The sequence below is a fragment of the Bifidobacterium longum subsp. infantis ATCC 15697 = JCM 1222 = DSM 20088 genome (assembly GCF_000269965.1).
In the GTDB taxonomy this organism is placed as follows: domain Bacteria; phylum Actinomycetota; class Actinomycetes; order Actinomycetales; family Bifidobacteriaceae; genus Bifidobacterium; species Bifidobacterium infantis.
In genome coordinates, this window is sequence record NC_017219.1 from 2,580,688 (window position 1) to 2,607,219 (window position 26,532).

17 protein-coding genes are annotated in these 26,532 nt (G+C 62.4%); 6 read left to right on the top strand and 11 right to left on the bottom strand.

Annotation, left to right across the window (positions count from 1 at the left end):
* Positions 1 to 65 precede the first annotated feature (65 nt).
* Positions 66 to 1,412, top strand: coding sequence for an NAD(P)/FAD-dependent oxidoreductase (locus tag BLIJ_RS12030; protein ID WP_012578550.1), 1,347 nt, complete (start codon positions 66 to 68; stop codon positions 1,410 to 1,412).
* Positions 1,413 to 1,613: 201 nt separating this feature from the next.
* On the opposite strand, the gene BLIJ_RS12035 is transcribed toward BLIJ_RS12030, so the two are convergent.
* From BLIJ_RS12035 to leuC, 3 genes are all read right to left on the bottom strand, one after another.
* Positions 1,614 to 2,729 (bottom strand): beta/alpha barrel domain-containing protein, encoded by a 1,116-nt coding sequence (locus BLIJ_RS12035; protein ID WP_012578551.1) that lies wholly within the window; start codon positions 2,727 to 2,729, stop codon positions 1,614 to 1,616.
* A 203-nt stretch (positions 2,730 to 2,932) separates the two neighbouring features.
* Positions 2,933 to 3,622, bottom strand: a complete 690-nt coding sequence (leuD, locus tag BLIJ_RS12040) for a 3-isopropylmalate dehydratase small subunit (protein WP_012578552.1) — start codon at positions 3,620 to 3,622, stop codon at positions 2,933 to 2,935.
* Between the two features lie 83 nt (positions 3,623 to 3,705).
* Positions 3,706 to 5,109: a 3-isopropylmalate dehydratase large subunit gene (gene leuC / locus BLIJ_RS12045; protein WP_012578553.1), complete on the bottom strand. Its 1,404-nt coding sequence runs from the start codon at positions 5,107 to 5,109 to the stop codon at positions 3,706 to 3,708.
* Positions 5,110 to 5,402: 293 nt separating this feature from the next.
* Between leuC and BLIJ_RS12050 the strand changes: the two genes are divergently transcribed.
* Positions 5,403 to 6,203: an IclR family transcriptional regulator gene (locus BLIJ_RS12050; RefSeq protein WP_014485184.1), complete on the top strand. Its 801-nt coding sequence runs from the start codon at positions 5,403 to 5,405 to the stop codon at positions 6,201 to 6,203.
* A 172-nt stretch (positions 6,204 to 6,375) separates the two neighbouring features.
* Here BLIJ_RS12050 and BLIJ_RS12055 read toward each other — a convergent pair whose 3' ends face one another.
* Positions 6,376 to 7,671 (bottom strand): metallophosphoesterase family protein, encoded by a 1,296-nt coding sequence (locus BLIJ_RS12055; protein WP_012578555.1) that lies wholly within the window; start codon positions 7,669 to 7,671, stop codon positions 6,376 to 6,378.
* A 473-nt stretch (positions 7,672 to 8,144) separates the two neighbouring features.
* Here BLIJ_RS12055 and BLIJ_RS12060 point away from each other — a divergent pair, with 473 nt between their 5' ends.
* The 3 genes from BLIJ_RS12060 (at position 8,145) to BLIJ_RS14730 (ending at position 12,549) form a co-directional block, all read left to right on the top strand.
* On the top strand, positions 8,145 to 10,382 hold the full coding sequence (locus BLIJ_RS12060) for an RNA degradosome polyphosphate kinase (protein ID WP_012578556.1): 2,238 nt from the start codon (positions 8,145 to 8,147) through the stop codon (positions 10,380 to 10,382).
* A gap of 156 nt (positions 10,383 to 10,538) precedes the next feature.
* On the top strand, positions 10,539 to 11,738 hold the full coding sequence (locus BLIJ_RS12065; protein WP_012578557.1) for an NUDIX hydrolase: 1,200 nt from the start codon (positions 10,539 to 10,541) through the stop codon (positions 11,736 to 11,738).
* Positions 11,728 to 12,549: a hypothetical protein gene (locus BLIJ_RS14730; protein WP_032743871.1), complete on the top strand. Its 822-nt coding sequence runs from the start codon at positions 11,728 to 11,730 to the stop codon at positions 12,547 to 12,549. The genes BLIJ_RS12065 and BLIJ_RS14730 overlap by 11 nt, the downstream gene beginning before the upstream one ends.
* Positions 12,550 to 12,961: 412 nt before the next feature.
* Here BLIJ_RS14730 and BLIJ_RS12075 read toward each other — a convergent pair whose 3' ends face one another.
* From BLIJ_RS12075 to BLIJ_RS12085, 3 genes are all read right to left on the bottom strand, one after another.
* The gene (locus BLIJ_RS12075) at positions 12,962 to 14,485 is read right to left on the bottom strand and encodes a glycoside-pentoside-hexuronide (GPH):cation symporter (RefSeq protein ID WP_012578559.1); all 1,524 of its coding nucleotides are present in this window, start codon (positions 14,483 to 14,485) and stop codon (positions 12,962 to 12,964) included.
* 218 nt (positions 14,486 to 14,703) lie between these two features.
* On the bottom strand, positions 14,704 to 16,236 hold the full coding sequence (locus BLIJ_RS12080) for a glycoside-pentoside-hexuronide (GPH):cation symporter (RefSeq protein ID WP_012578560.1): 1,533 nt from the start codon (positions 16,234 to 16,236) through the stop codon (positions 14,704 to 14,706).
* A 100-nt stretch (positions 16,237 to 16,336) separates the two neighbouring features.
* Positions 16,337 to 17,692: an IS3-like element ISBlo11 family transposase gene (locus BLIJ_RS12085; RefSeq protein WP_012576493.1), complete on the bottom strand. Its 1,356-nt coding sequence runs from the start codon at positions 17,690 to 17,692 to the stop codon at positions 16,337 to 16,339.
* 295 nt (positions 17,693 to 17,987) lie between these two features.
* Between BLIJ_RS12085 and lacZ the strand changes: the two genes are divergently transcribed.
* Positions 17,988 to 21,059 (top strand): beta-galactosidase, LacZ type, encoded by a 3,072-nt coding sequence (gene lacZ, locus BLIJ_RS12090; protein WP_012578561.1) that lies wholly within the window; start codon positions 17,988 to 17,990, stop codon positions 21,057 to 21,059.
* A gap of 176 nt (positions 21,060 to 21,235) precedes the next feature.
* On the opposite strand, the gene BLIJ_RS12095 is transcribed toward lacZ, so the two are convergent.
* From BLIJ_RS12095 to BLIJ_RS12110, 4 genes are read right to left on the bottom strand one after another with little or no spacing between them, the layout of a single operon-like run.
* The gene (locus BLIJ_RS12095; RefSeq protein ID WP_012578562.1) at positions 21,236 to 23,584 is read right to left on the bottom strand and encodes a glycosyl hydrolase family 95 catalytic domain-containing protein; all 2,349 of its coding nucleotides are present in this window, start codon (positions 23,582 to 23,584) and stop codon (positions 21,236 to 21,238) included.
* Between the two features lie 31 nt (positions 23,585 to 23,615).
* Complete coding sequence (locus BLIJ_RS12100) at positions 23,616 to 25,028, bottom strand: alpha-L-fucosidase (RefSeq protein WP_370539023.1); 1,413 nt, start codon at positions 25,026 to 25,028, stop codon at positions 23,616 to 23,618.
* A gap of 45 nt (positions 25,029 to 25,073) precedes the next feature.
* Positions 25,074 to 25,511 carry an L-fucose mutarotase gene (gene fucU, locus BLIJ_RS12105; RefSeq protein ID WP_012578564.1) on the bottom strand — a complete coding sequence of 146 codons (438 nt, stop codon included), beginning with the start codon at positions 25,509 to 25,511 and terminating at the stop codon, positions 25,074 to 25,076.
* 36 nt (positions 25,512 to 25,547) lie between these two features.
* Positions 25,548 to 26,444, bottom strand: coding sequence for a dihydrodipicolinate synthase family protein (locus BLIJ_RS12110; protein ID WP_012578565.1), 897 nt, complete (start codon positions 26,442 to 26,444; stop codon positions 25,548 to 25,550).
* Between the last annotated feature and the right edge of the window lie 88 nt (positions 26,445 to 26,532).

A 26,532-nucleotide genomic window follows, 5' to 3' on the forward strand; every position in this document is an offset into this window, starting at 1 on the left:
ATACTTCTACGCTACGATTCAGGGCAATGGCATCAGACGCCATGGCCACAAGCAAAGGAGCATTTATGACCACAGTCGCCGTCATCGGCTGCACGCACGCCGGCACGTTCGCCACCACTTCGATTCTCGCCGAGCATCCCGATTGGACCGTCCATGTTTTCGAGCGCAACGGTACGCTGTCCTTCCTCTCCTGCGGCATCGCCCTGTGGGTGGGCGACCACGTGTCCGACCCGAAGAAAATGTTCTACTCCTCCCCTGCCGCTCTGGCCGAAGCCGGCGCGACCATGCACATGCGCACCGACGTGACGTCCGTGGACCTCGACGCCAGAACCCTCACCTACCGCGCGCTGGACGAGGCCGGAGACCCCGCCGAGCAGACCCTCGCTTTCGACAAACTGGTCGTGACCACCGGATCGCGCCCGGTCATCCCGCCAATCCCCGGCATCGACAGCCCGCATGTGCTGCTGTGCAAGAACTGGGATCACGCCATCGCCATCAAGGAGAAGGCGAAAACCGCCAAGTCCGCGGTGGTGATCGGTTCGGGCTATATCGGCGCGGAAATCGCCGAGCAGTTCAGCGTCACCGGCGTCAAGACCACGCTGGTCGACGGCCTTGATCGTCCGCTGGCCAATAATTTCGATAAGACCATCACCGATCAGGTGGCGGCCGCGTTCGAGGAGCACGGCGTCACGCTCGCGCTCGGCCAGAAGGTGGTCGCGTTCCGCGACAATGACGACGACACCGTCACCGTGGTCACCGAAAAGGGCGAGTACACGGCCGAGATGGCGATTCTGGCCGTCGGCTTCCTGCCGAACACCGACCTGCTCAAGGGCAAGGTGGACATGCTGCCGAACGGCGCGATCGTGGTCGACGACTACATGCAGGCGTCCGTGCCGGGCGTGTACGCCGCCGGCGACTCCGCCACCGTGTTCTACAACCCCACCGGCCAGCACGATTACATTCCGCTGGCCACCAACGCGGTGCGCCAGGGCCTGCTGGTGGGCCGCAACATCGAGACGCCGACCGTGAAGTACATGGGCACGCAGGCCACGTCCGCCGTGCAGCTGTACGATCTCTCGCTCGCCGCCTCCGGCCTGACCTGCGCCGGTGCCGAACGCCGCGGGCTCACGGTCCGCGAGACCTCGCTCACCGAGGATTATCGCCCGGACTTCATGCTCATCACCACCCCAGTCACGTCGATTCTGACCTGGGACCCGGAAACCCGCAAGGTCAAGGGCGGCCAGTTCTGTTCCAAAGCCGATATCTCCGGCGCGGCAAATGTGATTTCCATGGCGATTCAGGCCGGCTTCACCATCGACCAGCTCGCCAACGTGGACTTCCTGTTCCAGCCGAACTTCGACAAGCCCGTCTATTACGTGGGTGCCGTGGCCATGAAGGCGGCGGCCAAGTAAGACGGCCGTACTCACCGCAAAAAGAAACCCCGGCGTGATGGGCGCCGGGGAGAGAAAGGAGAGAAGAAAGAGGTTAAGTTATGCAGCTTGTTCGGCCGTGATTACATATAACAGCAACAGTTTTAATGCAACGTGGGCACTGGCTGGGAATCGTCTGGGAATCACGGCCCGTACAGGCTGTTTCTTGTTTCTGGAGCCGATCTACCGGCTGGCTTTGATCTTGTGGGCCAGTTCGGCGTCCCACATCGCACCGGTTGCGGACATCACCGAATCCGCGCCGGCGTTTCTGTATGCCTGATAGTCGGCCGGCGAAACCACGCCGCCCACGCCATTGATCTTGAAATCAAGACCGAGCTTCTCGCGGATCGCGGCCAGACGGGCGACCATGTCGAGTCCGGCGCCGCGAATCGCGTTGCCGCATACGCCTGAACGGTCACGGCCTGCACCGGGCAGTGCCTGATTGCCATTGGCATCGACCAGTTTGGCGGAAATCGTATTGATGGTGCTGAAACCCTGCACAGTGCCGTGGCCCACGGTGGAACGCACCATAAGCTCCAGAGCGTCGTCGCTGGGGATGTAGGCGAGCTTGACCATCAGCGGAATGTCGCCAATCTCCTGCTTCACGGCCTCAGTGATGCGGCCTACGAGCAGCGGATTGTGGCATAGCAAGCGGTTGTGGCCCTCGTTGGGGCAGCTGGTGTTCATCACCATGAGCTTGGCACCGGTTTCTTTGACCAGGCGGGCGGTAGTGGCATGGTCGGCGATGTATTCCTCCTCGCTCATGCCCTCCACACGCGAGCCCTGGAAGCTCGGGACCAGCACTTGACCGGGACCGGCGGCCTCGATGGCGGCGCGCATGTCCGGCTGCCAGGCATCCGGGCTTTGCGAGGGCACGCCGAAGCTATTGGAGATGGAGATCGGAGTCTCGTAATTGGTGTCGGCGAGCACGCCCTCGTCCAGTTCGGCGCTGCCCGGTGTTAGTGAACCGTCCGCCGACTTGGGGTGTACGGCGAGCACATTCGGGAACGGGTTGCAGCCCCAGGCGCGCGAACGCACGGTTTTGTAGGTCGCCAGATCGAAGCCCATGCGGAAGGCGGCCGTGGTGAAACGGCTGTTGAGCAGCGGGCCTGCGGGAATGCCGAAAGGCAGGTTGACCGGCTGGCCCAGAAAAGTGGCCAAGGCACCCTCGCTGGTGGTTCCGGCGGCATCTGCACCGTTGCCATCCTTCAGCGCCTCGGCAAACGCGCCGAACGGCCCTTGCTCATAGTTGTCTTCGTAGCTGCGGCTGACATCGTAAAACGGCTCAAAATCACTCATGCTTCAACGATAAGCCACGCCCCGGCCCACAACGCACGATGGGCCAGTCGCCCACGGCTACACGATGCCGCGATCGGCCAACGGCCCTGGGCCTGCAATTATAGACTCGCCTTTCGGCGAGGCTCAATGCTGGCCTCGCTGCTGTCGCAGCTCGGCACAGGGCCTGCCGAAAGCCCACTGGGCTTTCAGCAGGCCGATCGCGGCTAAATAATGCCGCGATCGGCCAACGGCCCTGTCCAATCATCGTCCGGCTCGCGGGCGGACTCGATTTTTTCTTCGGGCCAGTGCTTGGCGGGAATGGTCTTGGGCTTGAAGGGGAACTTTTCGGCGCGCATCTTTTCGTAGGCGGCGATGTCGTCCTCGTGCTGCAGTGTCAGATCGATGTCGTCGTAGCCGTTCATCAGACGCCAACGCACGTAATCGTTCACCTCGAACGGCAGGGTCACATCGCCGCAGGTGACGGTGCGAGTCTCCAACGAGACAGTCATCTCGCGACCAGGCTCTTCCTCCAGCAGCTTCCACAGGAGCTCGACGGACTCCTGCGGCATAATCGCGGCCAGCACGCCGTTTTTGGCGGTGTTGCCGTAGAAGATGTCGGCGAAGCTCGGCGCGATGACCACGCGGAAACCGTAATCGTGCAGCGCCCACACGGCGTGCTCGCGGGAGGAGCCGATGCCGAATTCGGGGCCGGCGACCAGAATCTGGCCCTTACCGGCGTATTCCGGCTTGTTGAGCACGAAGTTCGGGTCTCGGCGCCATGCGTAGAACAGGGCGTCATCGAAGCCGGACTTGGTCACGCGCTTCAAGAACACAGCGGGAATGATCTGGTCGGTATCGACGTTGGAGCGGCGCAGCGGCACGCCCACGCCGGTCAGTGTGGTGAGTTTTTCCATAACAATTTTCCTTTCGGGGATCTCTCCCCCAGTCAGTCTTCGACTGACAGCCCCCTCGTCAGAGGAGGCTCATGTGTATTGACTCAGAGATCGGCGGGGGACGAGATTGTGCCGCGGATGGCGGTGGCGGCGGCTACGGACGGCGACGCCAAATGCGTGCGCGAGCCCTTGCCCTGGCGGCCCTCGAAGTTACGATTCGAAGTGGAAATCGAGCGCTCGTTCGGTACCAGCTTGTCGGGGTTCATGCCCAGGCACATCGAGCAGCCGGCATTACGCCATTCGGCACCAAAGTCCTCGAACACCTTATCGAGGCCTTCCTTCTCCGCCTGCAGACGCACACGGGAGGAGGCCGGCACCACGAGCACGCGGTGAATGTTCTCGGCCTTGTGGTGGCCCTTCATGATCGCGGCGGCCTGGCGCAAATCGTCGATACGACCGTTGGTGCACGAACCAATGAACACGGTGTCCACGGCGATGTCCTTGATCGGCATGCCCGGCTTCAAACCCATGTATGTAATCGCACGTTCGGCGGCGGCGCGCTTGGTGGCGTCGGCGATCTTGTCCGGCTCCGGCACGGAGGCGGTGATCGGCAGACCTTGGCCGGGGTTGGTGCCCCATGTCACGTACGGTCCCAGCGTGGAGGCGTCGATGTCCACCACCTTGTCGAATACGGCATCGTCATCGGTCTTCAGCGTCTTCCAGTACGCCACGGCCTGATCCCACAGTTCGCCTTCCGGCGCGTGCGGACGGCCCTTCAGGTACTCGAACGTGGTCTCGTCCGGCGCGATCATGCCGGCGCGCGCGCCGGCTTCGATGGACATGTTGCACACGGTCATGCGCTCGTCCATGGTGAGGTTGCGAATCGCCTCGCCACGGTATTCGATCACGTATCCCTGGCCGCCGCCGGTGCCGATCTTGGCGATGATCGCCAGAATGATGTCCTTGGCGGTCGCGTCCGCGGGCAGCTTGCCCTCGACGTTGATGGCCATGGTCTTGAACGGCTTCAGGGACAGCGTCTGCGTGGCCATCACGTGCTCGACTTCGGAAGTGCCGATGCCGAACGCCAGCGCACCGAACGCGCCGTGCGTCGACGTATGCGAATCACCGCACACGATGGTCATGCCCGGCTGAGTCAGGCCCAGAATCGGGGCGAACGCGTGGACGATGCCCTGATCGGCGTCGCCCAGCGGGTGCAGGCGCACGCCGAACTCCTTGCAGTTCTTCTCCAAAGTCGTCAACTGCAGTGCGCTTGTCTTGTCCGGGTTCGGCCGGTCGATATCAACGGTCGGCGTGTTGTGATCCTCGGTGGCGATGAGCTGGTCCACGTGACGCGGCTTGCGGCCGGCCAAGCGCAGGCCCTCAAACGCCTGCGGACTGGTGACCTCATGCATGAGCATCAGATCGATGTACAGCAAATCAGGAGCTCCGTCGCTGCCCTTGCGCACCAGATGATCGGCCCAGACCTTCTCGGCCAGTGTCGTTCCCATAGTGATTCCTCCAAAAAATATCGCGCGAGGCATTGTGTTCGCGCCTTGTTCGTGGTATTAGCCTATGTGCTTGCGATGGGCCCAGCCATGAGCATGCCGGATATTGAGATACGGTCAAATGACGGCCTCAATATGGCTCGGATACGACTCGAACATGACCTAGGCATGACTCGGTTCCGCTCCAGACAGGTCTCTTCGGCATCCACGAACGCCCTTTCAACTTCATGACCACCCTGTGAGACACTTCCCTAATTTGCCATTTCACTATGTGAGATGGCATAATCGCCCTTATTATGACTGATTCCCAAGAAGAACCATTGAACAACAGCTTGACCGAGTCCGAGCCGGTTGAAGACACCACCACCAAGGACGATGGGGAAATCCATTCCGGCGTTGGCGTCCTTGATAAAACCGTAAAGATTCTTGACGCACTGGAGTCCGGTCCGTCCACGCTGGGACAGCTTGTGGCCGCCACCGGTCTCGCCCGACCGACCGCACATCGTTTGGCTATTGCACTGGAACGCCACCGTTTCGTACTGCGCGACCAGCATGGCCGATTCGTACTCGGCTCCCGTTTCGCCGAACTTGCCGCCGCAGCAGGCGAGGATCGTCTGCTGACCGCCGCCGGCCCTATCCTGCAGACACTGCTCGATCGCACTGGCGAGTCTGCGCAGATTTACCGCCGCCAAGGCGATCAGCGCGTGTGCATCGCCGCTGTGGAACGCGCCTCCGGCCTGCGTGATTCCATTCCCGTGGGTGCCATGCTGTCGATGGAAGCCGGTTCCGCCGCCCAGATTCTTCTGGCTTGGGAGGATTCCGACCGTCTGCACCAGGGATTGCGCCACGCCAAGTTCACCGCCACCAAGCTGGCCGCCGTACGCAAGCGCGGCTGGTCCGAGTCCGTGAACGAGCGCGAAGAGGGCGTGTGCTCGATTTCCGCCCCGATCCGCAACGCCTCCGGCCAGGTCATCGCCGCCATCTCGATTTCTGGCCCGACCGGCCGCATGGGCGCCGCCCCCGGACGCCGCTATGCGCCGCTGGTGATGGCCGCCGGCAAGTACCTCACCGAGGCACTGGTCAAAGCCGTTCGCTGAAACATACCAGTCAATCCAACCGATAGCCCAACCGGCAGAAATCCCGCGTCACAACGAAAGAGACGCGGGATTTCTGCCACTAATCGTCCAACACAGCGGAAGGCCACCGAAACCTCGAATACTTCGCGCCGCTTTCCGCCTCTATCAGGAACAGTTACCTGAATAAACCGGGTTACCTGAATAAACCGGACAGTTGACTCCATAGCGACGGCTTGCGCAGCAAATCATCGCCCTCGCCCTCGCCAGGCGCGGTCTGGTTCACCGCATAGGTATAGGCGCGTTTGGAACTGGGCTTGCCCACCAGTTCGCCAAACTCCAGCAATTGCGTACGCGGCTCGTAAGGGTGACGGATATCAAATTCGATCAATCGCGTGGCGCGTTTGGCCGGAGCCGGTCCGTACGTATTGAATCCGCAGGTTGGCGTAGCGATAAGCAACAGACCCTCATGTTCGCCGACGAAACCGTTGCGATGATCATGACCAGCTACGACGCCGAAATACCCCTCGCGCAGCAATTCGAATTCGCCTGACGTATCAGGGCAGGATATGCCTTCTCCCAAATATCCGCCGGGCTGGGTTTGCAATTCGTCCAGCACGTAGTAGGTATCGGCGTGCGAACGATAGCCCTGCATGGCAAACGCCGCGTTGGCCGCCACCGGCTTCAGCACGTTGTAATACTCGGGCATCGGCATGTGCTGGAACACCATTGATTTCGCACCGATACGGTCGGGCACGGCGTTCAGGAAGGCGAGCGCTGCGGGCGATGGTGCGCCGAAGCCGCCGCCATGCACGTAATCGCCGGAGTCAAGAATGACCAGACCCAGCACATTGCGCGTATGGTCAACGTCCATAACCGGCAGCGCGAAGGTGCCTGGTTCACCGGAACCAGTGGCACCAGACAGTGTCTGCACAGCGCCACCCGCTCCACAGGTGTATGCAATCTGGTTCGGCAAGGTCTCACTTGGCGGATTGACACAACCGGGGAACTCGCGATAGATACCGTCCAGTTCCGCATTGCTTAGCCCGCATTGGAAATCATGGTTGCCGTACGTCACGGCCCACGGAATGCCGCGCGCCGCCAACGGCTCAGTGAACTGGCCAATGGCCTTGCGCACCAGCGCTCGGGTATGGTTCAGCGCGGATTCGGCAATAGGTTCATCACACCAGCGACGTTTACGGAATGAATCGGCGAACGCCGGATCGTAGCCGGCGATCTGGTTGCCGGAGAAAATCACCAGATCAGGCCGTGCGGCATCAAGGCTGGCCTCAATCAGGGCGATGGTGTCTTTGGAGACTTTCGGCCCATCCTGAATGTCGGCAATCTGCAGCACGCGGAACTTGCCGGAATAGTGGAATTGCAGTCGTCCGAGACGCGCAGAGATAGAGACCGGGCGGCCGTCTTCGGCATCGGCCGGCTTGATACGGGGTTTCGACGACATCCCCTCTGGCGTACGCTGTGTTTCCGTCATGCCCTCCACTGTACACACAAACGAAAAGGCCCGCCGGAGCGAGCCTTTTCTACAAGTTCAACTACTGGAGCAGAATCTCTGCACAACATCATCGTTGTAACGGTAAGTCTTTCCAATGCCCGTCCAACGTAACAGTCCTCGTGACCATACACTATTTGTGGGCTCTGCTCTGTTCAGTTGTCCTTGTACCTCATAATCTATTCATCACTCCCGTTTCTCGCAACCTGCAGAGAGTCGTTGTGCGTTTTTTATCACAACTGTTCAATCGCACTTTCTGACTATCGGAAAACGAGCTGAACTGTTCACATCGAACCCGTCTGATGTTCGGTTTCGTTCGTTTCACCGCCGCTCACGGCGTGTCGCGAGCACGCTAGCACACACAAAACCAACCAACACCGAACTAACATGAACACCCGTTGAATTCTGGCGCGTTCAGTCGTTTTCCGGCCACGCCAGAGCTTACGATATAGGCTATGGCACAGATATTTGACGCACCCTCGAAGGCAATTCTGCGCAGCCAAATCGCAGAGCATATTGCCGAAAACGACAACAACGACCGCCGCGTCGATCAGGAAGGCGAGGCACCGCTGCCCAAGGACCGTTTCTTCGACCGCGAGCTCAGCTGGCTCAAGTTCAACCAGCGCGTGCTCGAATGTGCGGAGAACGAAGACATGCCCCTGCTCGAGCGCGCCAACTTCGCCGCGATCTTCGCCTCGAACCTTGACGAGTTCTTCATGGTCCGCGTCGCCGGTCTGAAGCGCCGTATCGACTCGGGCATCGCCGTGCCGTCTGCCGCCGGCCTGAGCCCGCGTCAGCAGCTGCGCGCGATCAGCGAGACCGCACACCGTCTGCAAGACGAGCACGCACATTACGCGATCGACACCATTCTGCCGGAATTGGAGAAGGAGCGCATCGTCCTGCTGACGTGGGACAAGCTCACCTCCTCCGAGCAGGAGCGCCTCTCGCGCTACTACCGCCAGCAGGTGTTCCCGGTCCTGACGCCGCTCGCCGTGGATCCGGCCCACCCGTTCCCCTACATCTCCGGCGGCTCCATCAACCTGGCCGTCATCGTGGAGAACCCGGCCTCCGGCAAGTCGCACTTCGCCCGTGTCAAGATCCCGGGCAACCTGCCGCGCCTGGTGCCGGTGGACGACATGACCGACGAGGAGTCCAAGGACGAGCGTTACGGCTTCATCGCCATGGAAAAGCTCATCGCCGCGCATCTGGAATCCCTGTTCCCGGGCATGATCATCAAGGAGGCCCGCTCCTTCCGCGTGACTCGTAACGAGGACATCGACGTGGAAGAGGATGACGCCGAGAACCTGCTCAACGCCATGGAGAAGGAGCTGCTGCGCCGCCGCTTCGGACCGCCGATCCGTCTGGAGATCACGGACACCACTAGCCCGTTCCTCTCCCAGCTGCTCGCCGACCAGCTCGGCGTGAGCCAAGACGAGGTATACCGTCTGCCCAGCCCGCTGGACCTGACCGTGCTCTTTGAGCTCGGCAGCGTGGACCGCCCGGACCTGAAGAACCGTCCGTTCGTGCCGACCACGAACCGTCAGATCGCCGAGGTCGAGTCCTCCCGCGCACAGGATATTTTCGCCGCCATCCGCGAGCGCGACATCCTGCTGCATCACCCCTATGACTCCTTCTCCACTTCCGTGCAGGCCTTCCTTGCGCAGGCCGCCGCGGACCCGAAGGTGCTGGCCATCAAGCAGACCCTGTACCGCACCAGCTCCAACTCGCCGATCATCGACGCCCTGATCGACGCCGCTCATGCCGGCAAGCAGGTGCTGGCTTTGGTGGAAATCAAGGCTCGTTTCGACGAGGACGCCAACATCGCGTGGGCCCGCAAGCTCGAACGCGCCGGCGTGCACGTGGTGTACGGCATCGTGGGCTTGAAGACCCACTGCAAGCTCATCGAAGTCGTGCGTCAGGAAGCGGACGGTCTACGCCGCTACTGCCACGTAGGCACCGGTAACTACAACCCGAAGACCGCGCGACTGTACACCGATCTGGGTCTGCTGACCTGCGACCCGGTGGTCGGCCAGGATCTGACTCGTCTGTTCAACCAGCTCTCCGGTTACGCGCCGAAGTCCAGCTTCCACCGTTTGCTGGTGGCCCCTCGCACCGTGCGCACCGGTCTAATCCAGCGCATCCGCCGCGAGGAGGACGCCGCCCGCGCCGGCAAGGAGGCCTGGATCAAGATCAAGGTCAACTCCATCGTGGACGAGAAGACCATCGACGCCCTGTACCGTGCCTCTCAGGCCGGCGTGAAGATCGACATCGTGGAGCGCGGCATCTGCGCTCTGAAGCCCGGCGTTCCCGGTCTGTCCGAGAACATCCGCGTCCGTTCGATTCTCGGTCGCTTCCTGGAGCACTCCCGTATCTACGCCTTCTGCAATGCGGACGGCCCGCAGATCGGCGAGGGTCCGGCTTCCGGCCCGGAGGTCTACATCGGTTCGGCTGACCTCATGCACCGCAACCTTGACCGCCGTGTGGAGGCTCTGGTGCGTGTCACCGCCCCGGAGCAGATTGACGGGCTCATCAAGTACGTGGACCTGCAGATGGCCGACTCCACCATGAGCTGGCACATGCAGCCCGACGGCACATATGTGCTGCACACCAAGGACGACGAGGGCCGCCCGCTGGTCGATAGTCAGGAATACCTGATTCGCAAGCACCAGCGCCGCCCCAATTCGCACAACTGATTTCACTCGATGCTCCCTGTCAACGCAAGCTGACTGAGGGTGGTTACGATGCCCGGCTCCTCTTTCGAGAGGATGCCGGGCATCGTCGTTCCATGCGCAAAACTACGTAGCAGCGGTCCAACGTGACCTACAATACAAGAGATGGGTACGAACAGTATGAGACGAATCGTGGAAGCCGCCGGCGGTATTCTGTACCGGTGGAAGGATGATGCCGAGCCGACGCAGGCATCATCTCCATCAGTGAAATCCAATATTGCCACCGATGGCACCATCATCGCGAACACCACGGATTCTGACGGCGAGACCACGGCAGCACCCGGCGCATCGGACGCGGCTCCCGCCCCGGACCCGGCACAGGCCGACAGCCCAGCCACGGCGGACAACGTACTCAACCGCATCGAACTGTGCGTCGTGCATCGCCCGAAATACGACGACTGGAGCTGGCCGAAAGGCAAGGTCGATCCAAACGAATCACACCGGCATGCCGCCGTGCGCGAGATCGGCGAGGAATCGGGCCTGTCCGTGGAGCTTGGCCCTTATCTGGGTGACATCGAGTACCCGCTGTCCGAAGAGGGCATCAAACAGCGCCATACCAAGGATCGGTCGGCGGACACCAAGCACATCCAGTTCTGGATGGCCACGCCAATCAGCGCCATCGACAATCTGCGGCGCACCCATGCGTTCGGCCCGGTGCATCGGGCGGACATCGGCGAAATCGACGAAGTCCTGTGGTTGACGCCGGCTAAGGCCCGCAAGAAACTCAGCCATTCCACCGATAAGGACATCCTTGCGCTATTCGTTGACCGGGTGCAGGAGGGCGCGCTTGACGCCGTGCCGGTGATTATCGTGCGCCACGGCAAGGCAGAAGCGCGCAAGCTGTGGAAGGGCTCGGACGAGAACCGTCCGATCACGCCGCGCGGCGCGGCTGCGGCATACGCGCTGAACCGCGAGCTGGCGTGTTTCAATCCGACCCGACTGGCCACGTCGCCTTGGGTGCGCTGCCAGGAGACATTGGAGATGTTCGCGTGGCAGACCGGACGAGACATGGTTCATCTCGACCCGCTCACCGAAGATGCATACGCCGCTGCGCCGGACACCGCATGGGAGTGTCTACTCAGCGAAATCGAGTTCGCACTTGAGCGCCGTCAGCCTACAGCGATATGCATGCACCGGCCAGTGATTGGGGGTATGTTCGAACACCTGCGCAGCATGTGCGTTGCGCCGTCTCTGAGCAAACGCCTGATTGCCAAGACACCGTTTATGCCGACCGGCACGGCGGTGGCGCTGTTCGTCACTCCGACGCCTCATGGTCCCAAAATCATCGATATTCAGAAGGTTCAACCGCTTGTCTACTAGACCCGCATTTCCTGATTCATCCAACTCCTCGGCCGCTGCCGCCGCGGCTCATGCCGCGCACAATGGTGCCGCCGGCAGTCTGGGCCCAGGCTTCGGCTCGCTGCGTGCGGCCGGAGCGGCATTCGGACCTGCTCGCATGGGTTCTTCACGCCCCTCGCGCCCGGCTCAGCTCGACCCGGCTGTGGCCGATGGATTGGCAGGTGGCATGGACCCGCAGGCGTTGAGCGAGATGAGCCATCTGTCCGCTGCCGCATTGCTGGATCGTGTGCGCCATAGCGAGGACCCGGCGGTTGTTGAGCGGGTGCTCACGTTGGTGGAGACGGTCGGTGTGGATGAAATCGCCGAACTGTGGAGCGATGCTGAGCCGGATTCGCTGCCTGGTGTGCTGTGGCGACTGTATATGCTGCGTACGTGGATGCGATCGAATCGCGACTCAATCGCGCATCTGTGGCGCTTGGGCGAGCCGGTGGCCACTACCGCCTCCGCCATCGCCGGCGTGGATCAGGCTCCCAGTGAAGATGACATCGTGCGATTGGCCGATTCGATTCTCTCCGGTGCTTTTGTGGGCGATTTTGCCGTGGCGCTTGAACGTGCGGCGGCGTTTACCGATGTGGTGGCGTTGGGCTTGCGCATGGAGGCGCGGCGCATGGTGACCCGGGCCGAGGCCAACGGCGCCTTCTCCTCGGATGCCGATGAAAAGGCGGTGCGCACCAAAGCCGCCCGCCTTATGCACACCGCCGGCAGCCTCATGGCCACCGCCAAGGATTTCCAGCACGGCGCCAACCTCTGGCGTCGCGGACGGTTGGAGTAAATCCTGCTCCGGGCTCCCTCTGATGAGAGAGCTGTCACGGGCGATGCCCGTGACTGAGGGAGAGACTCACCAACCGCACCCCAACAATCAGCTACCGGCCAACACCACCCCTTCCCCGGCGCGGCGATACCCATCGCAAGCTATACTTGGTATCCGCGTCGGACCGTGCTTAAGCCCCGGGCTCCATTTTTTGCCGCCGCGAGCGGCCCTTGCGCCGACAGGCGCTTTCGCGGTTCGGCGCTTCTCTTCTTTTAGCTGGCATTCCTGCACAGCACAACTAAGCAGCCCATCAGCGAGAGACTGGGGCGTGTGTCCATGACCGCCGATCGCAGGAACGAACAGGCCCGTCCGCTATGGACCGCATCTTGCGGTTCAGGCGGACGGGCCTTATGGGAGGATTGGGAGCGGGAGATCAGTTCTTGGCCGCCGGCGTCTCCTCGTTGATGGCCTCGACGGCCTCCACGGTCTGCGCCTCATCGTCGACGATCTCGCCGGAAGCGAGCTTGGCTTCGAGCTCGTCAACGATCTGCGCGTGCATCTTCTCGTCGATCTTGACCTTGAACCAGAACACGACGAGGCTGAGGATGATGAGAACAAGCGGGATGTAGAAGGCGAAGGTCTTGAACGTGGTGATGTTGGACGCGGTCATGTCGGCTGCCGTGGCATGACCGGTCATGCCAGCCGCGAGGGCAACGGCACCGACCACACCGTTGGACATCGCGCCGCCGATCTTGTCGAGCATGGGACGCACCGACAGGGTGACCGCCTCGTTGCGCTTGCCGTTCTTCAGCTGGCCGTACTCGATGGAGTCGGTCAGCGACAGGATCGCGGTCATCTGGATGAACTGCGCAGGCACATAGAAGAAGATCAGGGCGACGATGACGACCGGCAGGTTGCTGGAGAACAGGGCGAGCATCGTGTAGCCGATGATCATGGAGACCATGCCGCCGGCGAACAGGTAGCGACGGGGAATCCAGCGGTTGAGAATCGGGTACAGCGGCGCCATGATGAATCCGGCGATCAGCGGGATGATACCGGTGACGGAGAAGGCGGCCGGCTCGTCAAGCACGAACACGAAGAGGTAGTACATCACACCGGTCGTGATGACGTTTGCGATGGCGTACAGCAGGTAGGACAGGGCGACCCACAGCAGCTGGTCGTTCTGGAACAGGGCCTTGAACGCCTCGAACGGGTTGCCGTTCTTCTGGGCCTTGGCGCGCAGCGCGTTGGTGCTTTCCTTGGTGCCGAAGGCGACGGCCCAGGCGGTGATCAGGCCGAGGAGCGCGACGATGAAGCCGAAGGAGGTCCATCCGGCCTGGCCCTGGCCCTTGGCGCCGGTGAACGTCCAGGTGAAGTAGCTGACGATCGGGATGACGATGACGGTGATGCCGTTGTAGCCGATGGAGCCGGTGAAGGTGCCGAGGGCGGTGTAGGTGGAACGTTCGTGGGAGTCGGAGGACAACGCCGGGATCATGCCCCAGTAGGAGATGTCACGCAGGGAGTAGAACACGTCAAGCACGATGAACGTGATGACGAACAGCACGATGAACAGCGTGGTGTTCACGTTGACCAGTCCGAACATACCAGAGAAGATGAGCATGATCAGCACGGAGGAGACCAGACCGCCGATGAACTGCCACGGGCGGAAACGGCCCCACTTGGTGGTGGTGTTGTCCACGAGGTTGCCCAGCAACGGATCGATGAAGATCTCGGCGATGCGGATAACAACGATCAGGCCGGTGATGACGGCGATCATCTGGGCGGCGAGAGCCTTGCTGTAGCTGACGAACAGGCAGCTGGTGACGTACGTGACGAAGTACGTGCTCATTGCGTTGTAGAAGGCGGCCTGCCCCAAGTTGCCGCATGCGTAGGCGATGCGCTGGCCGAGCCCGCCCTTCTTGCGGACGTCGCCGACCGCGGTATTTTCGTTGCTCATTAGTCTCCTCCTTAAGAATCCAGAGCATGGAACTATCTCTATTAGATAATCACTTGCCGACAGGTGACACACCGCCGGCTCCGACCTCAAGGCCCGAACCAACATGGGCATGGGCCTGGACATGACCGCCGATCGCAGGAACGAACAGGCCCGTCCGCTATGGACCGCATCTTGCGGTTCAGGCGGACGGGCCTTATGGGAGGGATGGGAGCGGGAGATCAGTTCTTGACTGTCTGCGTCTCATCGCCGACGGCTGCGGCGGCTTCGGCGGCCTCCACGGGCTGCGCCTCATCGTCGACGATCTCGCCGGAAGCGAGCTTGGCTTCGAGCTCGTCAACGATCTGCGCGTGCATCTTCTCGGTGATCTTGACCTTGGAGACGAACACCACCAGGCTGAGCACGATCAGGATGAGCGGGGCATAGAACGCGCAGATCTTGAAGACGTGGATATTCGTCGGGGTCATATCGGCGGCGGTTGCGTCACCCGTCATGCCGGCCGCAAGGGCGATGAAGCCGACAATGCCGTTCGACAGAGCGCCACCGATCTTATCGAGCATCGGGCGGATGGAAAGCGTAACGGCCTCGTTGCGCTTGCCGTTCTTCAGCTGGCCGTACTCGATGGAGTCGGTCAGGGAGAGGATGACCGTCATCATGATGAGCGTGCCGGGAACGTAGAAGAGCACCAGCGCGATGAAGACCAGGACGATGTTGCTGGAGAACAGGGCGAGCATCACATAAGCCACGATCATGGAGACCATGCCGCCGATGTACAGGTAGCGGCGCGGAATGTACCTGTTCAGAATCGGGTACAGCGGGGACATGACCAGGCCCGCGATCATGGCGATGACACCGGTCGCGGAGAAAGCGGCCTGATTGTCAAGGACGAACTTGAACAGGAAGAGAAGCACACCGGTGGTGGTCACGTTCGCGATGGCGTACAGCAGGTAGGACAGGGCGACCCACAGCAGCTGGTCGTTCTGGAACACGGCCTTGAACGCCTGCAACGGACCACCGTTGTCTTCGGCGTTGGCGCGAAGGGCGCTTTGGTTTTCCCTGGTGCCGAAGGCGACGGTCCAGGCGGTCATGATGCCGAGCACCGCGACGATGATGCCGAAAGCGGTCCAACCCGACTGGTGCTCGGCGTTCTCGCCGGTGAACACCCAGCTGAAGTAGGTGACGACCGGAATCACGAGGATGGTGATGGCGTTGCCGCCGATGGAGCCGGTGAAGGAGCCGAGGGCAGTGTAGGTGGAACGCTCGTGGGAGTCGGAGGACAACGCCGGGATCATGCCCCAGTAGGAGATGTCACGCAGGGAGTAGAACACGTCAAGCACGATGAACGTGATGACGAACACGACGATGAACAATGTGGAGTTAACGTTCACCAGGCCAAACATGCCGCTGAAAACCACGGCAAGCAGCACGGAGGAGACCAGTCCGCCGAAGAACTGCCACGGGCGGAAACGGCCCCACTTGGTGTTGGTGTTGTCCACCAGGTTGCCCAGCAGCGGATCGACGAAGATCTCGGCGATGCGGATGATCACCACGAGGCTGGTGATGACGCCGATCAGCTTGGCCGCAAGCGCCTTGTCAACGCCCGAGAACAGGCAGCTGGTGACGTACACGATGAAGTACGTGCTCATCGCGTTGTAGAAGGCGGCCTGACCGAGGTTGCCGAACGCGTAGGCGATGCGCTGGCCTAACCCGCCCTTCCTGCGGACGTCACCGTCCGCGACATTTTCGTTGCTCATTAATCTTCTCCTTAAGAACCCAGAGCATGGAATCACTCATTGATTTTGTAAAGTAAGCATACAAGTTTTATCACGGGGGTGCGGATGTTTTTTTGGACGGTCAGGCGGCCAGTCCAAGACTTCTGCGGTATTGCACGGGGCTCATCCAGTCCAGTGACTTCTTGATCCTGGTTTCATTGTAGTGGGTCAGGTAGGCGGCCAGGCGTTCGCGGAACTCCTCGTAGCCCACGCCCCTCCAGTCCCGCCCGTAGAATAACTCGTTCTTGAGCCTGCCGAAGAACCCCTCGGCGGCCGCGTTGTCCGGGCTGCATCCCTTGGCGCTCATCGACCGGATCAGCCCGTGCTCCTCGCAGATGCGGATCCATTCGTCCCACCGGTAGTGGCAGCCGCGGTCGGAATGGATGATTGGATGTTCCCCGTCCCTGAGCGTGGCGACCGCGTCAAGGAGCATCCGGTTCGCCATGTCGGCGTTCGGGGAGCGCGACAAGGTCCAGGAGACCACCATCCCGTCGAAGCAGTCGACCACCGGGGAAAGCCAGCACTTGTACCCGTCCATGGTGAACTGGGTGACGTCCGTGACCCACAGCATGTTCGGCGCGTCGGCGTGGAAGTCCCGCTCCACGAGGTTCGCCGGGGCCTCGCCGATCTCGCCGGCGTAGGAGCTCCACCGCTTCGGCCGCTTCAGGTACACGGGCCGCATGGCCCCCTCGCGCATGATCCGCCTGACGACCTTCTCCGAGACGACGATCGGGTCGGACTCGTCAAGGCGCAGCATGCGGTGGATGGTCCGGTATCCCCATGCGCGCCCACCCTGCTCGAACAGGCCGGCGACGCGGGCCCGCAGCACGGCGTACCTGTCGCCCGCGGCGATCGCGCCGCGCTCGTAATAGTAGGTGCTGCGTTTCAGCCCCACGGCCTTCAGACAGGCCGCCAGGCCGAATTCACCCCTGATCGCGTCGACGACCCGCGTCCTCTCCCTGTTCGTCAGCATGGACGGGTCGAGGCGCGGGTCGTCGGCTTTTAAAACATCGATCGTCTCCCGCATCACCGCGTTCTCCAGCCGCAGGACCTCCACCTGCCGGCGCAGCTCCTCCACGTCATCGCCGGCCGCGGGCATCGGTTCGGCCGGCATCGGCGCGTTTCTCCTGTCCATCAGTCCCAGTATCCCCTCGCTCCGGTAGCGGCGCATCCACTGGTACACGCTCGTCGGCGTGCAACCCGCGTCGCGCGCCACGCGGGCGAGGGGCTCGCCCTCGAGCGCGCGTCTGGCCGCATTCGTCTTGCATTCCAGCGTATACGAACGCCTGCACGCGCCCGTGTAACGCGGGTCCTCGCGAACCCATTTCACCAGCGCGCCCTCGGACGGGTAACCAAGCTCGGCAATGACCTTCCTGATGGTCATGCCCTCCGTGAAATACAGGTCAACGGCCCTGCGCCGATCCTCCATCGAAAACATGCGGACTCCAATCCGGACGCCCAAGCGTCCAACTTTCCGTCCGCATCCCCCACCGAAAGTAAAAAACATTAGTAAACGGAGATAAACAGCGTGTCGCAAGGATGGGATAACATGAGCTGAACCGAGACATTGCATGGACGCGGCGCAGCGTCGACGGCAAGCAGTGCCAATGATTTGGAAGCGGTAAACGTGATTTGCGTTTTATATAAACACTGTTTATCCTTTTCGGTAAAGGAGGCCCCGGCCTCTTCCATAATATCATTCACAACGAGGTAATGACAGAAAGCAGGAGAACATGACAGACGTCACACATGTCGATCGCGCATCGCAGGCTTGGCTGACCGACCCGACGGTGTTCGAGGTGAACCGGACTCCGGCCCATTCCAGCCACAAGTGGTACGCCCGTGACCCCCAGAGCGGACAATGGTCCGATCTCAAGCAGAGCCTTGACGGCGAGTGGCGGGTCGAAGTCGTTCAGGCCGCCGACATCAACCTCGAAGAGGAACCCGCGACGGCCGAGTCGTTCGACGACTCCTCGTTCGAGCGTATCCAGGTTCCGGGCCACCTGCAGACGGCCGGTCTGATGAACCACAAGTACGTGAACGTCCAGTATCCGTGGGACGGCCACGAGAACCCGTTGGAACCGAACATCCCGGAAAACAATCACGTCGCGCTCTACCGCAGGAAGTTCACCGTCTCCGCCCCCGTGGCAAACGCCAAGCAGGCCGGCGGATCGGTGTCGATCGTGTTCCACGGCATGGCCACGGCGATCTACGTGTGGGTCAACGGCGCGTTCGTCGGCTATGGCGAGGATGGCTTCACGCCCAACGAGTTCGACATCACCGGGCTGCTGCACGATGGGGAGAACGTCGTGGCCGTCGCCTGCTACGAATACTCCAGCGCCTCCTGGCTTGAGGATCAGGACTTCTGGCGCCTGCACGGCCTGTTCCGCTCCGTCGAACTCGCCGCCCGCCCGCACGTGCACATCGAGAACACGCAGATCGAAGCCGATTGGGATCCCGAGGCCGGCACCGCCTCCCTCGATGCCGCGCTGACCGTGCTCAACGCGACCGACGCGGCCACGGTCCGCGCGACCCTGAAGGACGCCGACGGCAACACGGTGTGGCAGACGACGGGCGACGCGGAGGCGCAGACCGCGCTCTCCAGCGGACCGCTGCAGGGCATCGAACCATGGAGCGCCGAAAGCCCGACGCTGTACGAGCTTGACGTCGACGTCATCGACCAGGCGGGCGACGTCATCGAATGCACGTCCCAGAAGGTCGGTTTCCGCCGCTTCCGCATCGAGGACGGCATCCTGACCATCAACGGCAAGCGCATCGTGTTCAAGGGCGCCGACCGCCACGAGTTCGACGCCGAACGCGGCCGCGCCATCACCGAGCAGGACATGATCGATGACGTGGTCTTCTGCAAGCGCCACAACATCAACTCCATCCGAACCTCGCACTACCCGAACCAGGAACGCTGGTACGAACTGTGCGACGAGTACGGCATCTACCTGATCGACGAGACCAACCTCGAAGCCCACGGCAGCTGGTCCCTGCCCGGAGACGTCCTCACCGAGGACACCATCGTGCCGGGCAGCAAGCGCGAATGGGAAGGCGCCTGCGTCGACCGCGTCAACAGCATGATGCGTCGTGACTACAACCACCCGAGCGTGCTGATCTGGTCGCTGGGCAACGAATCCTACGTGGGCGACGTGTTCCGCGCCATGTACAAGCACGTGCACGACATCGACCCGAACCGTCCGGTGCATTACGAGGGCGTGACCCACAACCGTGACTACGATGACGTCACCGACATCGAGACCCGCATGTACTCGCATGCCGACGAAATCGAGAAGTACCTGAAGGACGACCCGAAGAAGCCGTACCTCTCCTGCGAATACATGCACGCCATGGGCAACTCCGTGGGCAACATGGACGAATACACGGCGCTCGAACGCTACCCGAAGTATCAGGGCGGCTTCATCTGGGACTTCATCGACCAGGCCATCTACGCCACCCAGCCCGACGGCACCAGGAGCCTGCGCTACGGCGGAGACTTCGGCGACCGTCCGTCCGACTACGAGTTCTCCGGCGACGGCCTGCTGTTCGCCGACCGCAAGCCTTCCCCCAAGGCCCAGGAAGTCAAGCAGCTGTACTCGAACGTCCACATCGACGTGACGAAGGATTCGGTGTCCGTCAAGAACGACAACCTGTTCACCGCCACCGGCGACTACGTGTTCGTCCTGAGCGTTCTCGCCGACGGCAAGCCGGTCTGGCAGTCCACCCGGCGTTTCGACGTGCCCGCCGGTGAGACCCGCACGTTCGATGTCGCATGGCCGGTGGCGGCGTACCGCGCCGACGCCCGCGAACTGGTGCTGCAGGTTTCGCAGCGTCTCGCCAAGGCGACCGATTGGGCCGAGAGCGGCTACGAGCTCGCCTTCGGACAGGCGGTGGTGCCCGCGGACGCCACCGCGACGCCCGACACGAAGCCGGCCGATGGGACCATCACCGTGGGCCGTTGGAACGCCGGCGTGCGAGGCGCCGGACGCGAGGTCCTGCTGTCGCGCACCCAGGGCGGCATGGTCTCCTACACCTTCGCCGGCAACGAGTTCGTGCTGCGCCGTCCCGCAATCACCACCTTCCGTCCGCTGACCGACAACGATCGCGGCGCTGGTCATGGCTTCGAGCGCGTCCAGTGGCTGGGCGCCGGCCGCTACGCCCGCTGCGTGGACAACGTGCTCGAGCAGATCGACGACAGCACGCTCAAGGGCACGTACACGTATGAGCTCGCCACCGCGCAGCGCACCAAGGTGACCGTCTCCTACACGGCCCACACCGATGGCCGCGTGAACCTGCACGTCGAATACCCCGGAGAGCAGGGCGACCTGCCCACCATCCCGGCGTTCGGCATCGAATGGACGCTGCCTGTGCAGTACACGAACCTGAGGTTCTTCGGCACCGGCCCGGAGGAGACGTACCTGGACCGCAAACACGCCAAGCTCGGCGTGTGGAACACCAACGCCTTCGCCGATCATGCGCCGTACCTCATGCCGCAGGAGACGGGCAACCATGAGGATGTGCGTTGGGCCGAGATTACCGACGATCACGGCCACGGCATGCGCGTCAGCCGCGCCGATGGCGCCGCGCCGTTCGCGGTAAGCCTGTTGCCGTACTCCAGCTTCATGCTTGAGGAGGCCCAGCACCAGGACGAGCTGCCGAAGCCGAAGCACATGTTCCTGCGCGTCCTTGCCGCACAGATGGGCGTCGGCGGCGATGATTCCTGGATGTCGCCGGTGCACCCCCAGTACCATATCCCGGCGGACAAGCCGATCAGCCTCGACGTCGATCTCGAGCTGATCTGATCAGAATTGATCCGATAGTCCACCGCGCAAACGATGTGGCCCCCACCTCCTCACAGGAGGTGGGGGCCACATCGTTTGCGCGGTCCTCGTCAGTCCAGCGGATGCGCCGCGGGGACGAAGCCGTCTTGGACGGCCACCTTGGTCAGCTCATCCGTGCCGATATGGTTTTGGATGATCTACCTGCGGACAAGCCCCTTGAACGGCTCGTCGGGAGACAGTCGGACCTGCGTCGCGTCGGTGCCATCGACGATCAGGGTGATCGTCGCGGGCTTCGTGCAGCGCAGCGTGTATTCGATGGCGTCGTCCGTCCAGGAGGCGTCCACCGAAAGGCCTCCCCTGGCGCGCAGGCCATGGAAGCTGCCTTCATGCCAATCCTCGGGCAACGCGGGCAGGATGCGCACCATGCCGTCATGACTCTGGACGAGCATCTCCGCCAGAGCCGCGGGGAAGCCCAGATTGCCGTCGATCTGGAATGGGGGATGCGCGCACATGCCGCTGGCATACACGCCGCCGCCAAGCAGATCGGTTTCGGCGTCGGCTTCGACCGGGCGGAGGAACATGCCGATGATGCGTTCGGCGTGCTCAGCGTCCCGCAGACGCGCCCACATGATCATGCGCCACACGATGCTCCAGCCGGAACCGTCGTCGCCACGCACTTCGAGGGACTTCCTGGCGGCCTCCTCCAGACGCGGGGTGTTCGCGGTGATGCCTGCGCCCGGATGCAGTTCGTACAGGTGGGACAGGTGACGGTGATGCGGATCCGCCTCGACGAGTTCATCGTTCCATTCGAGAATCCTGCCATCGGATCCCACGCGGACAGCCGCCAGCTTCGCGCGGGTGGATTCCGCCTCCCGCACCAAGGCCTTGTCGCCGTCATCCAGGTCGGGCATGGTTTGCGCCGCGTGGATCAGATCATCGAGCAGATTGCGCACGATGGCCGTGGTGTTTTCGCTGGTGTGGGCGACGGCGATCGTTTCGCCGTCCACGACGAAGTAGTTTTCCGGCGATGTCGCCGGAGCCGGGGCCAGACCGTGTTCCGTATCCGACAGAAAATCCATGCAGAATCGCGCGCTGTCCCGCATGATCGGCCAGATGGAAGCCAGATACGACTCATCCTGGTTGAACAGGTACTCATCGAACAGGTTCCGGCACATCCACGCCTGGCCGAACGGCCAGAACGCCCACGTCGGCTCTCCGTTCGCCGGCAGCGCCCTGCGCCAGATATCGACATTGTGGAAGACCGCGGAACCACCGCATCCGAGGATGGCGCCGGCCGCATCATGCCCCGGTTCCAGCAGCTCCCTGTTCATGGCGACGAGCGGTTCGATGAGCTCCTTGAGGGCGCATGGGCCGGTCATCCAATAGTTCATCTCGATGTTGATGTTCGTCGTGTAGGCGCTATACCAGTTCGGGAAGTCCTTATGGTTCCAGATTCCCTGCAGATTCGACGGCTGGGTATGCGGCCTGGACGAGGAGATCAGCAGGTATCGGCCGAAATCGAACATCGCCTCGGAGAGCGTCTCCAGACGGTGCGGCGTATCCTCCTTGGAGCGCAGGATCTCGGCGAACGGCACCTCCTCATCGTCGTCATGGGCCGGGCCGAGACGCACGCCGACCCGGTCGAAGAACCGGCGGTAGTCGGCGACGTGACGGTCAAGCATCGCCCGCGAATCGGACGGCCATGCGGCGATGGTCTCGCCCAGCCGATCGGCGAGCACCGTCATGTCCCGCTCCGGCTGTTCGGCGCTTCCCTTGAACCCGCTCAGGCTGCGGAACCGAAGCGACAAGCCGGTGACGCCCGAGCACTGCAGAACATCATCGATCACCGTGATCTCGCCGCCCGTGACGGTGAGGGAGAAGGCGCCGGCATACGCCATCCCGATGCCGTCCCGTTCGTCCTCCCATGGATTATCGGTGACATGGGCCAATGATCCGACATTGAGTCCGGGCATCTGCCCCATGACGACGAGGGTGGCCTGGCGCGCATCGGAATCAGACCCCGACGATATCCGGGTCTGCTTGAGAAAAGTGCCGGTGACGCTCACGCTCGCATCGACCGGCGCGCTCGACGACATCTCATACACCAGCAGATCATCGGGAGCGCTGCACCATGCGTCGACATGGACGTCGGCGGCGCCCAGCCGGAACGATTCGCCGGCGAGGGCCCTGGCGAGGTCCAGGCTGCGCTTCACATGCTTCCGTTCGCCGGCCTCCGACGAGTACCGGATGCAAGCCGTGCCGAACGGCTCGTATATCTGCTCGTCCTTCTCCCGCTGCGTGGCGTCCTGGATGATCCGCGTGGCCGACACGTAATCGCCGCGAGACGACGCCTGACGGGCTTTGGCCACGATTTCGGGCGTCAACGGCGAGGTCTCCGCATGCGGATAGCCCGACCAGAGGGTGTCGTCGTTGAGGTACAGCACATCCGCGTCCGGTTCGGAGCACAGGACCGCCCCCATGCGACCGTTGCCGAACGGGATTCCTTCCTCCCAATGCGAAGAAATCCCATCGAAAGTGAGTTTCATGGTGTTACCGCCTTTATATTCCTATACGCCCTCAGATGCGCACGGCAGCCGCGCGGCTGATCATCGGCGCAAGCCTCGAACCGTCCACGTGAAGGGTGACCGAGGACACCTCGACATCGTCGAAGCGGAGTATCCTCCGGTAACCCACCGTGCCGGCCTGGCCGAGCACGCGCTCGGTGCCGTCAGGCAGCGCACCCGTGACGCGCAGATGCTCGATGCGCTGACCGTGCTCTATGGCCTCCTCGATCACGATGGCGTTGATCGTCGTGGGCTGCGGGAGGGTGAGCGTGATGGCGGGGGCCGCATCGTCGGCATCCGGGCGCCAGAACGTGTCCCGATTCCCGTCGACGAGATGCGCCGCGGCGGCGGATGCGCTGCTGGTCCTGGCTTCGCAGCGGACCGAGGCCAGCGCTTCACGGAACTCGCTGACGCGGCGGCCCAATCCCTTGAGCGACTGCACATCCGGTTCGGCGAGCAGACCTTCCGGCGAGGGAGGAATGTTGAGCAGCAACGATGAATTGCCGCCTACCGCGGAAAGCCAGAGGTCGAACAGCTGATCGGCGCTCATGACCTTGTCGTCCTCGGACTGGTGGTAGAACCACCCGGGGCGGATGGAGGTGTCGACCTCGGCCGGGTACCAGCAGACGTTGTCCCCGTATCCGGCGACCGCCTCACGGCTGCCGAGGTCGTCGTCCTGGGAGCTGACCGTGGTGGCGAAGGATGCGTCATCCTCCTGCTGCGACTTCTCCATGGTCAGTTCCGCCGAACGCAGGCGGCGGGGCACGACGCTCCATTCGTTGTCGCGCACATGCCCGGCTTCGTTCCCGGCCCAGCGCACGTCGGGGCCGCACACGGAAATCACCGCATCGGGCTGGAGCGAACGGATGACGTTGTAGTAACGATCCCAGTCGTAGTACTGGGTCTTGCCGTTCTTGCCCTCGCCATTGGCGCCATCAAGCCAGACGGAGAAGATCGGCCCGTACTGGGTGAGCAGCTCGGTCAGCTGGCCGACGTAGAAGTCGTCGTACGCCTTGCCCTTGCCGTAGGATTCCTCGGTGCGGTCCCACGGGGACAGGTACACGCCGAACTTCAGTCCGTGACGCCTGGCGGACTCGCTGACCTCACGAACGAGGTCGCCCTTGCCTTCACGCCACGGCGACGAGGCGACGGTGTGCCGCGTCAATCGGGACGGCCACAGGCAGAATCCGTCGTGGTGCTTGCACGTCAGGATGACGCCGGCCATCCCGCCGGCCACCAGCGCGTCCATCCACTGGTCCACGTCCACGTTCCGCGGGTTGAACAGTGCCGGATCCTCATGCCCAAGACCCCACTCCCTGTCCGTCATGGTGTTCATGCCGAAGTGCAGGAAGGCGTACATCTCCATGCGCTGCCAGGCAAGCTGGCGCGACGATGGGCGCACATTCGCGAGATAGTTCAGGTTGATGCCCGCATCTGCAGGATTGTTCATTATATTGCTCCTATTCGGTTATTAGCGAATGACGCCTTTTCTGATGATGATGTTCGCATACTGCGATTGTTCGCCGGTGGCGACGATGCAATAGGACCTGCCGGCCTCCTCGTAGAAGGCGAACCGTTCCAGCATCCCGATGCCCGCTTGCTTGCCGGGCTCGTGCCTGTCGATGACCTGACGGTACCGGTCCCATATCGGGGTGTCCACGGTGTCTCCGGGAACCTTGTCCATCAGCAGCACCGGGTGTTCCGTGTATTGGTCCAGCGGTATCAGCTGCAGCACCGCGTCGAGCAGCGGCTCGATGGGCTGGCCGTCATACCTGATCACGTGGGATCGGACGCCCACCGATTCGGCGGGAAAGTGGGCGTCCGCAAGGACTATGGCATCGCCGTGGCCCATCTCGCTGAGTATCTTCAGCAGATCGGGCTGTATGATCGGCGGTATTCCCTTCAGCATCGTTCCTCCCTGTCCGTCTTCGGGACTATTCGACCGTCACTTGTCCAGGATGGCGCGGATGGTGCGATACTGCTCGTCGGTCAGCTGCACGGCGGGCTCGTGGACGGACGTGTCGATGGGTAGTCCCTTGGCCTTGACCGCGCCCTTGATGGCGCTGATGAACAGGTCGGCGGTGTCGTACAGGCGCATCAGGTAGGAGACGCGCTCGGCCGCTTCGACGACCGCGGCGTGGTCGCCGGCCTCCCATGCGCGGTGCAGTTTGACGAACGTCTCGGGTTCCACGTTGGTCAGACCACTCAGCACGCCGTTGCCGCCGCTGATCCGGTTGACGATGTAGTATTCGTCGAATCCGGACAGCACGCTGAACGACGGGTTCACCTTGCGGACGGCCGCGATGACCTTCCTGGTGTGACTGATGGTGTCGACGGTGTCTTTGATGCCGACGATGTTCGGGTTCTCGCCGGCGAGTTCGGCCACCAGCTCGGGCGTGAGGTCGTTGCCCGTTCGGGCCGGGAAGTTGTACAGGATGACGGGCAGGGTCGTCGCCTTGGCCACCGCCGAGAAGTACCGTTTCGCGCAATCCGGGGACGGGCCGAAATAGTACGGGGACACGGCGAGCAGCGCGTCGACTCCGGCCGCTTCGCTTTCCGCCGCCAACGCCTTCACGTTGTCCAGGTTGGTGTCTCCCACGCCGACGAGCACCTTCATGCGTCCGGCGACCTTCGAGACGGCGAAGCGAGCCGCTTCCGCCTTCGTCTTGACGTCGATGGCGTAGAATTCGCCGATGCTGCCGAACAGCAGCACGCCGTCGACGCCTGCGTCGACGAGGTGGTCGAGGTGCTTGCCCCAGTTGTCGTAATCTATGGTTCCGTCCGCGTTCATGATGGTGATGGAGGGGCAGAACACGCCTTCGAACATGGCGTTGCTGGTCATGATATTTTCCTTTCGACGATATGGTGGTCGTTGCGCTTGCGGCGGCGAAGAAATCCGCGGGCCGAGCGGTGTTGAAGCGATGAATCGA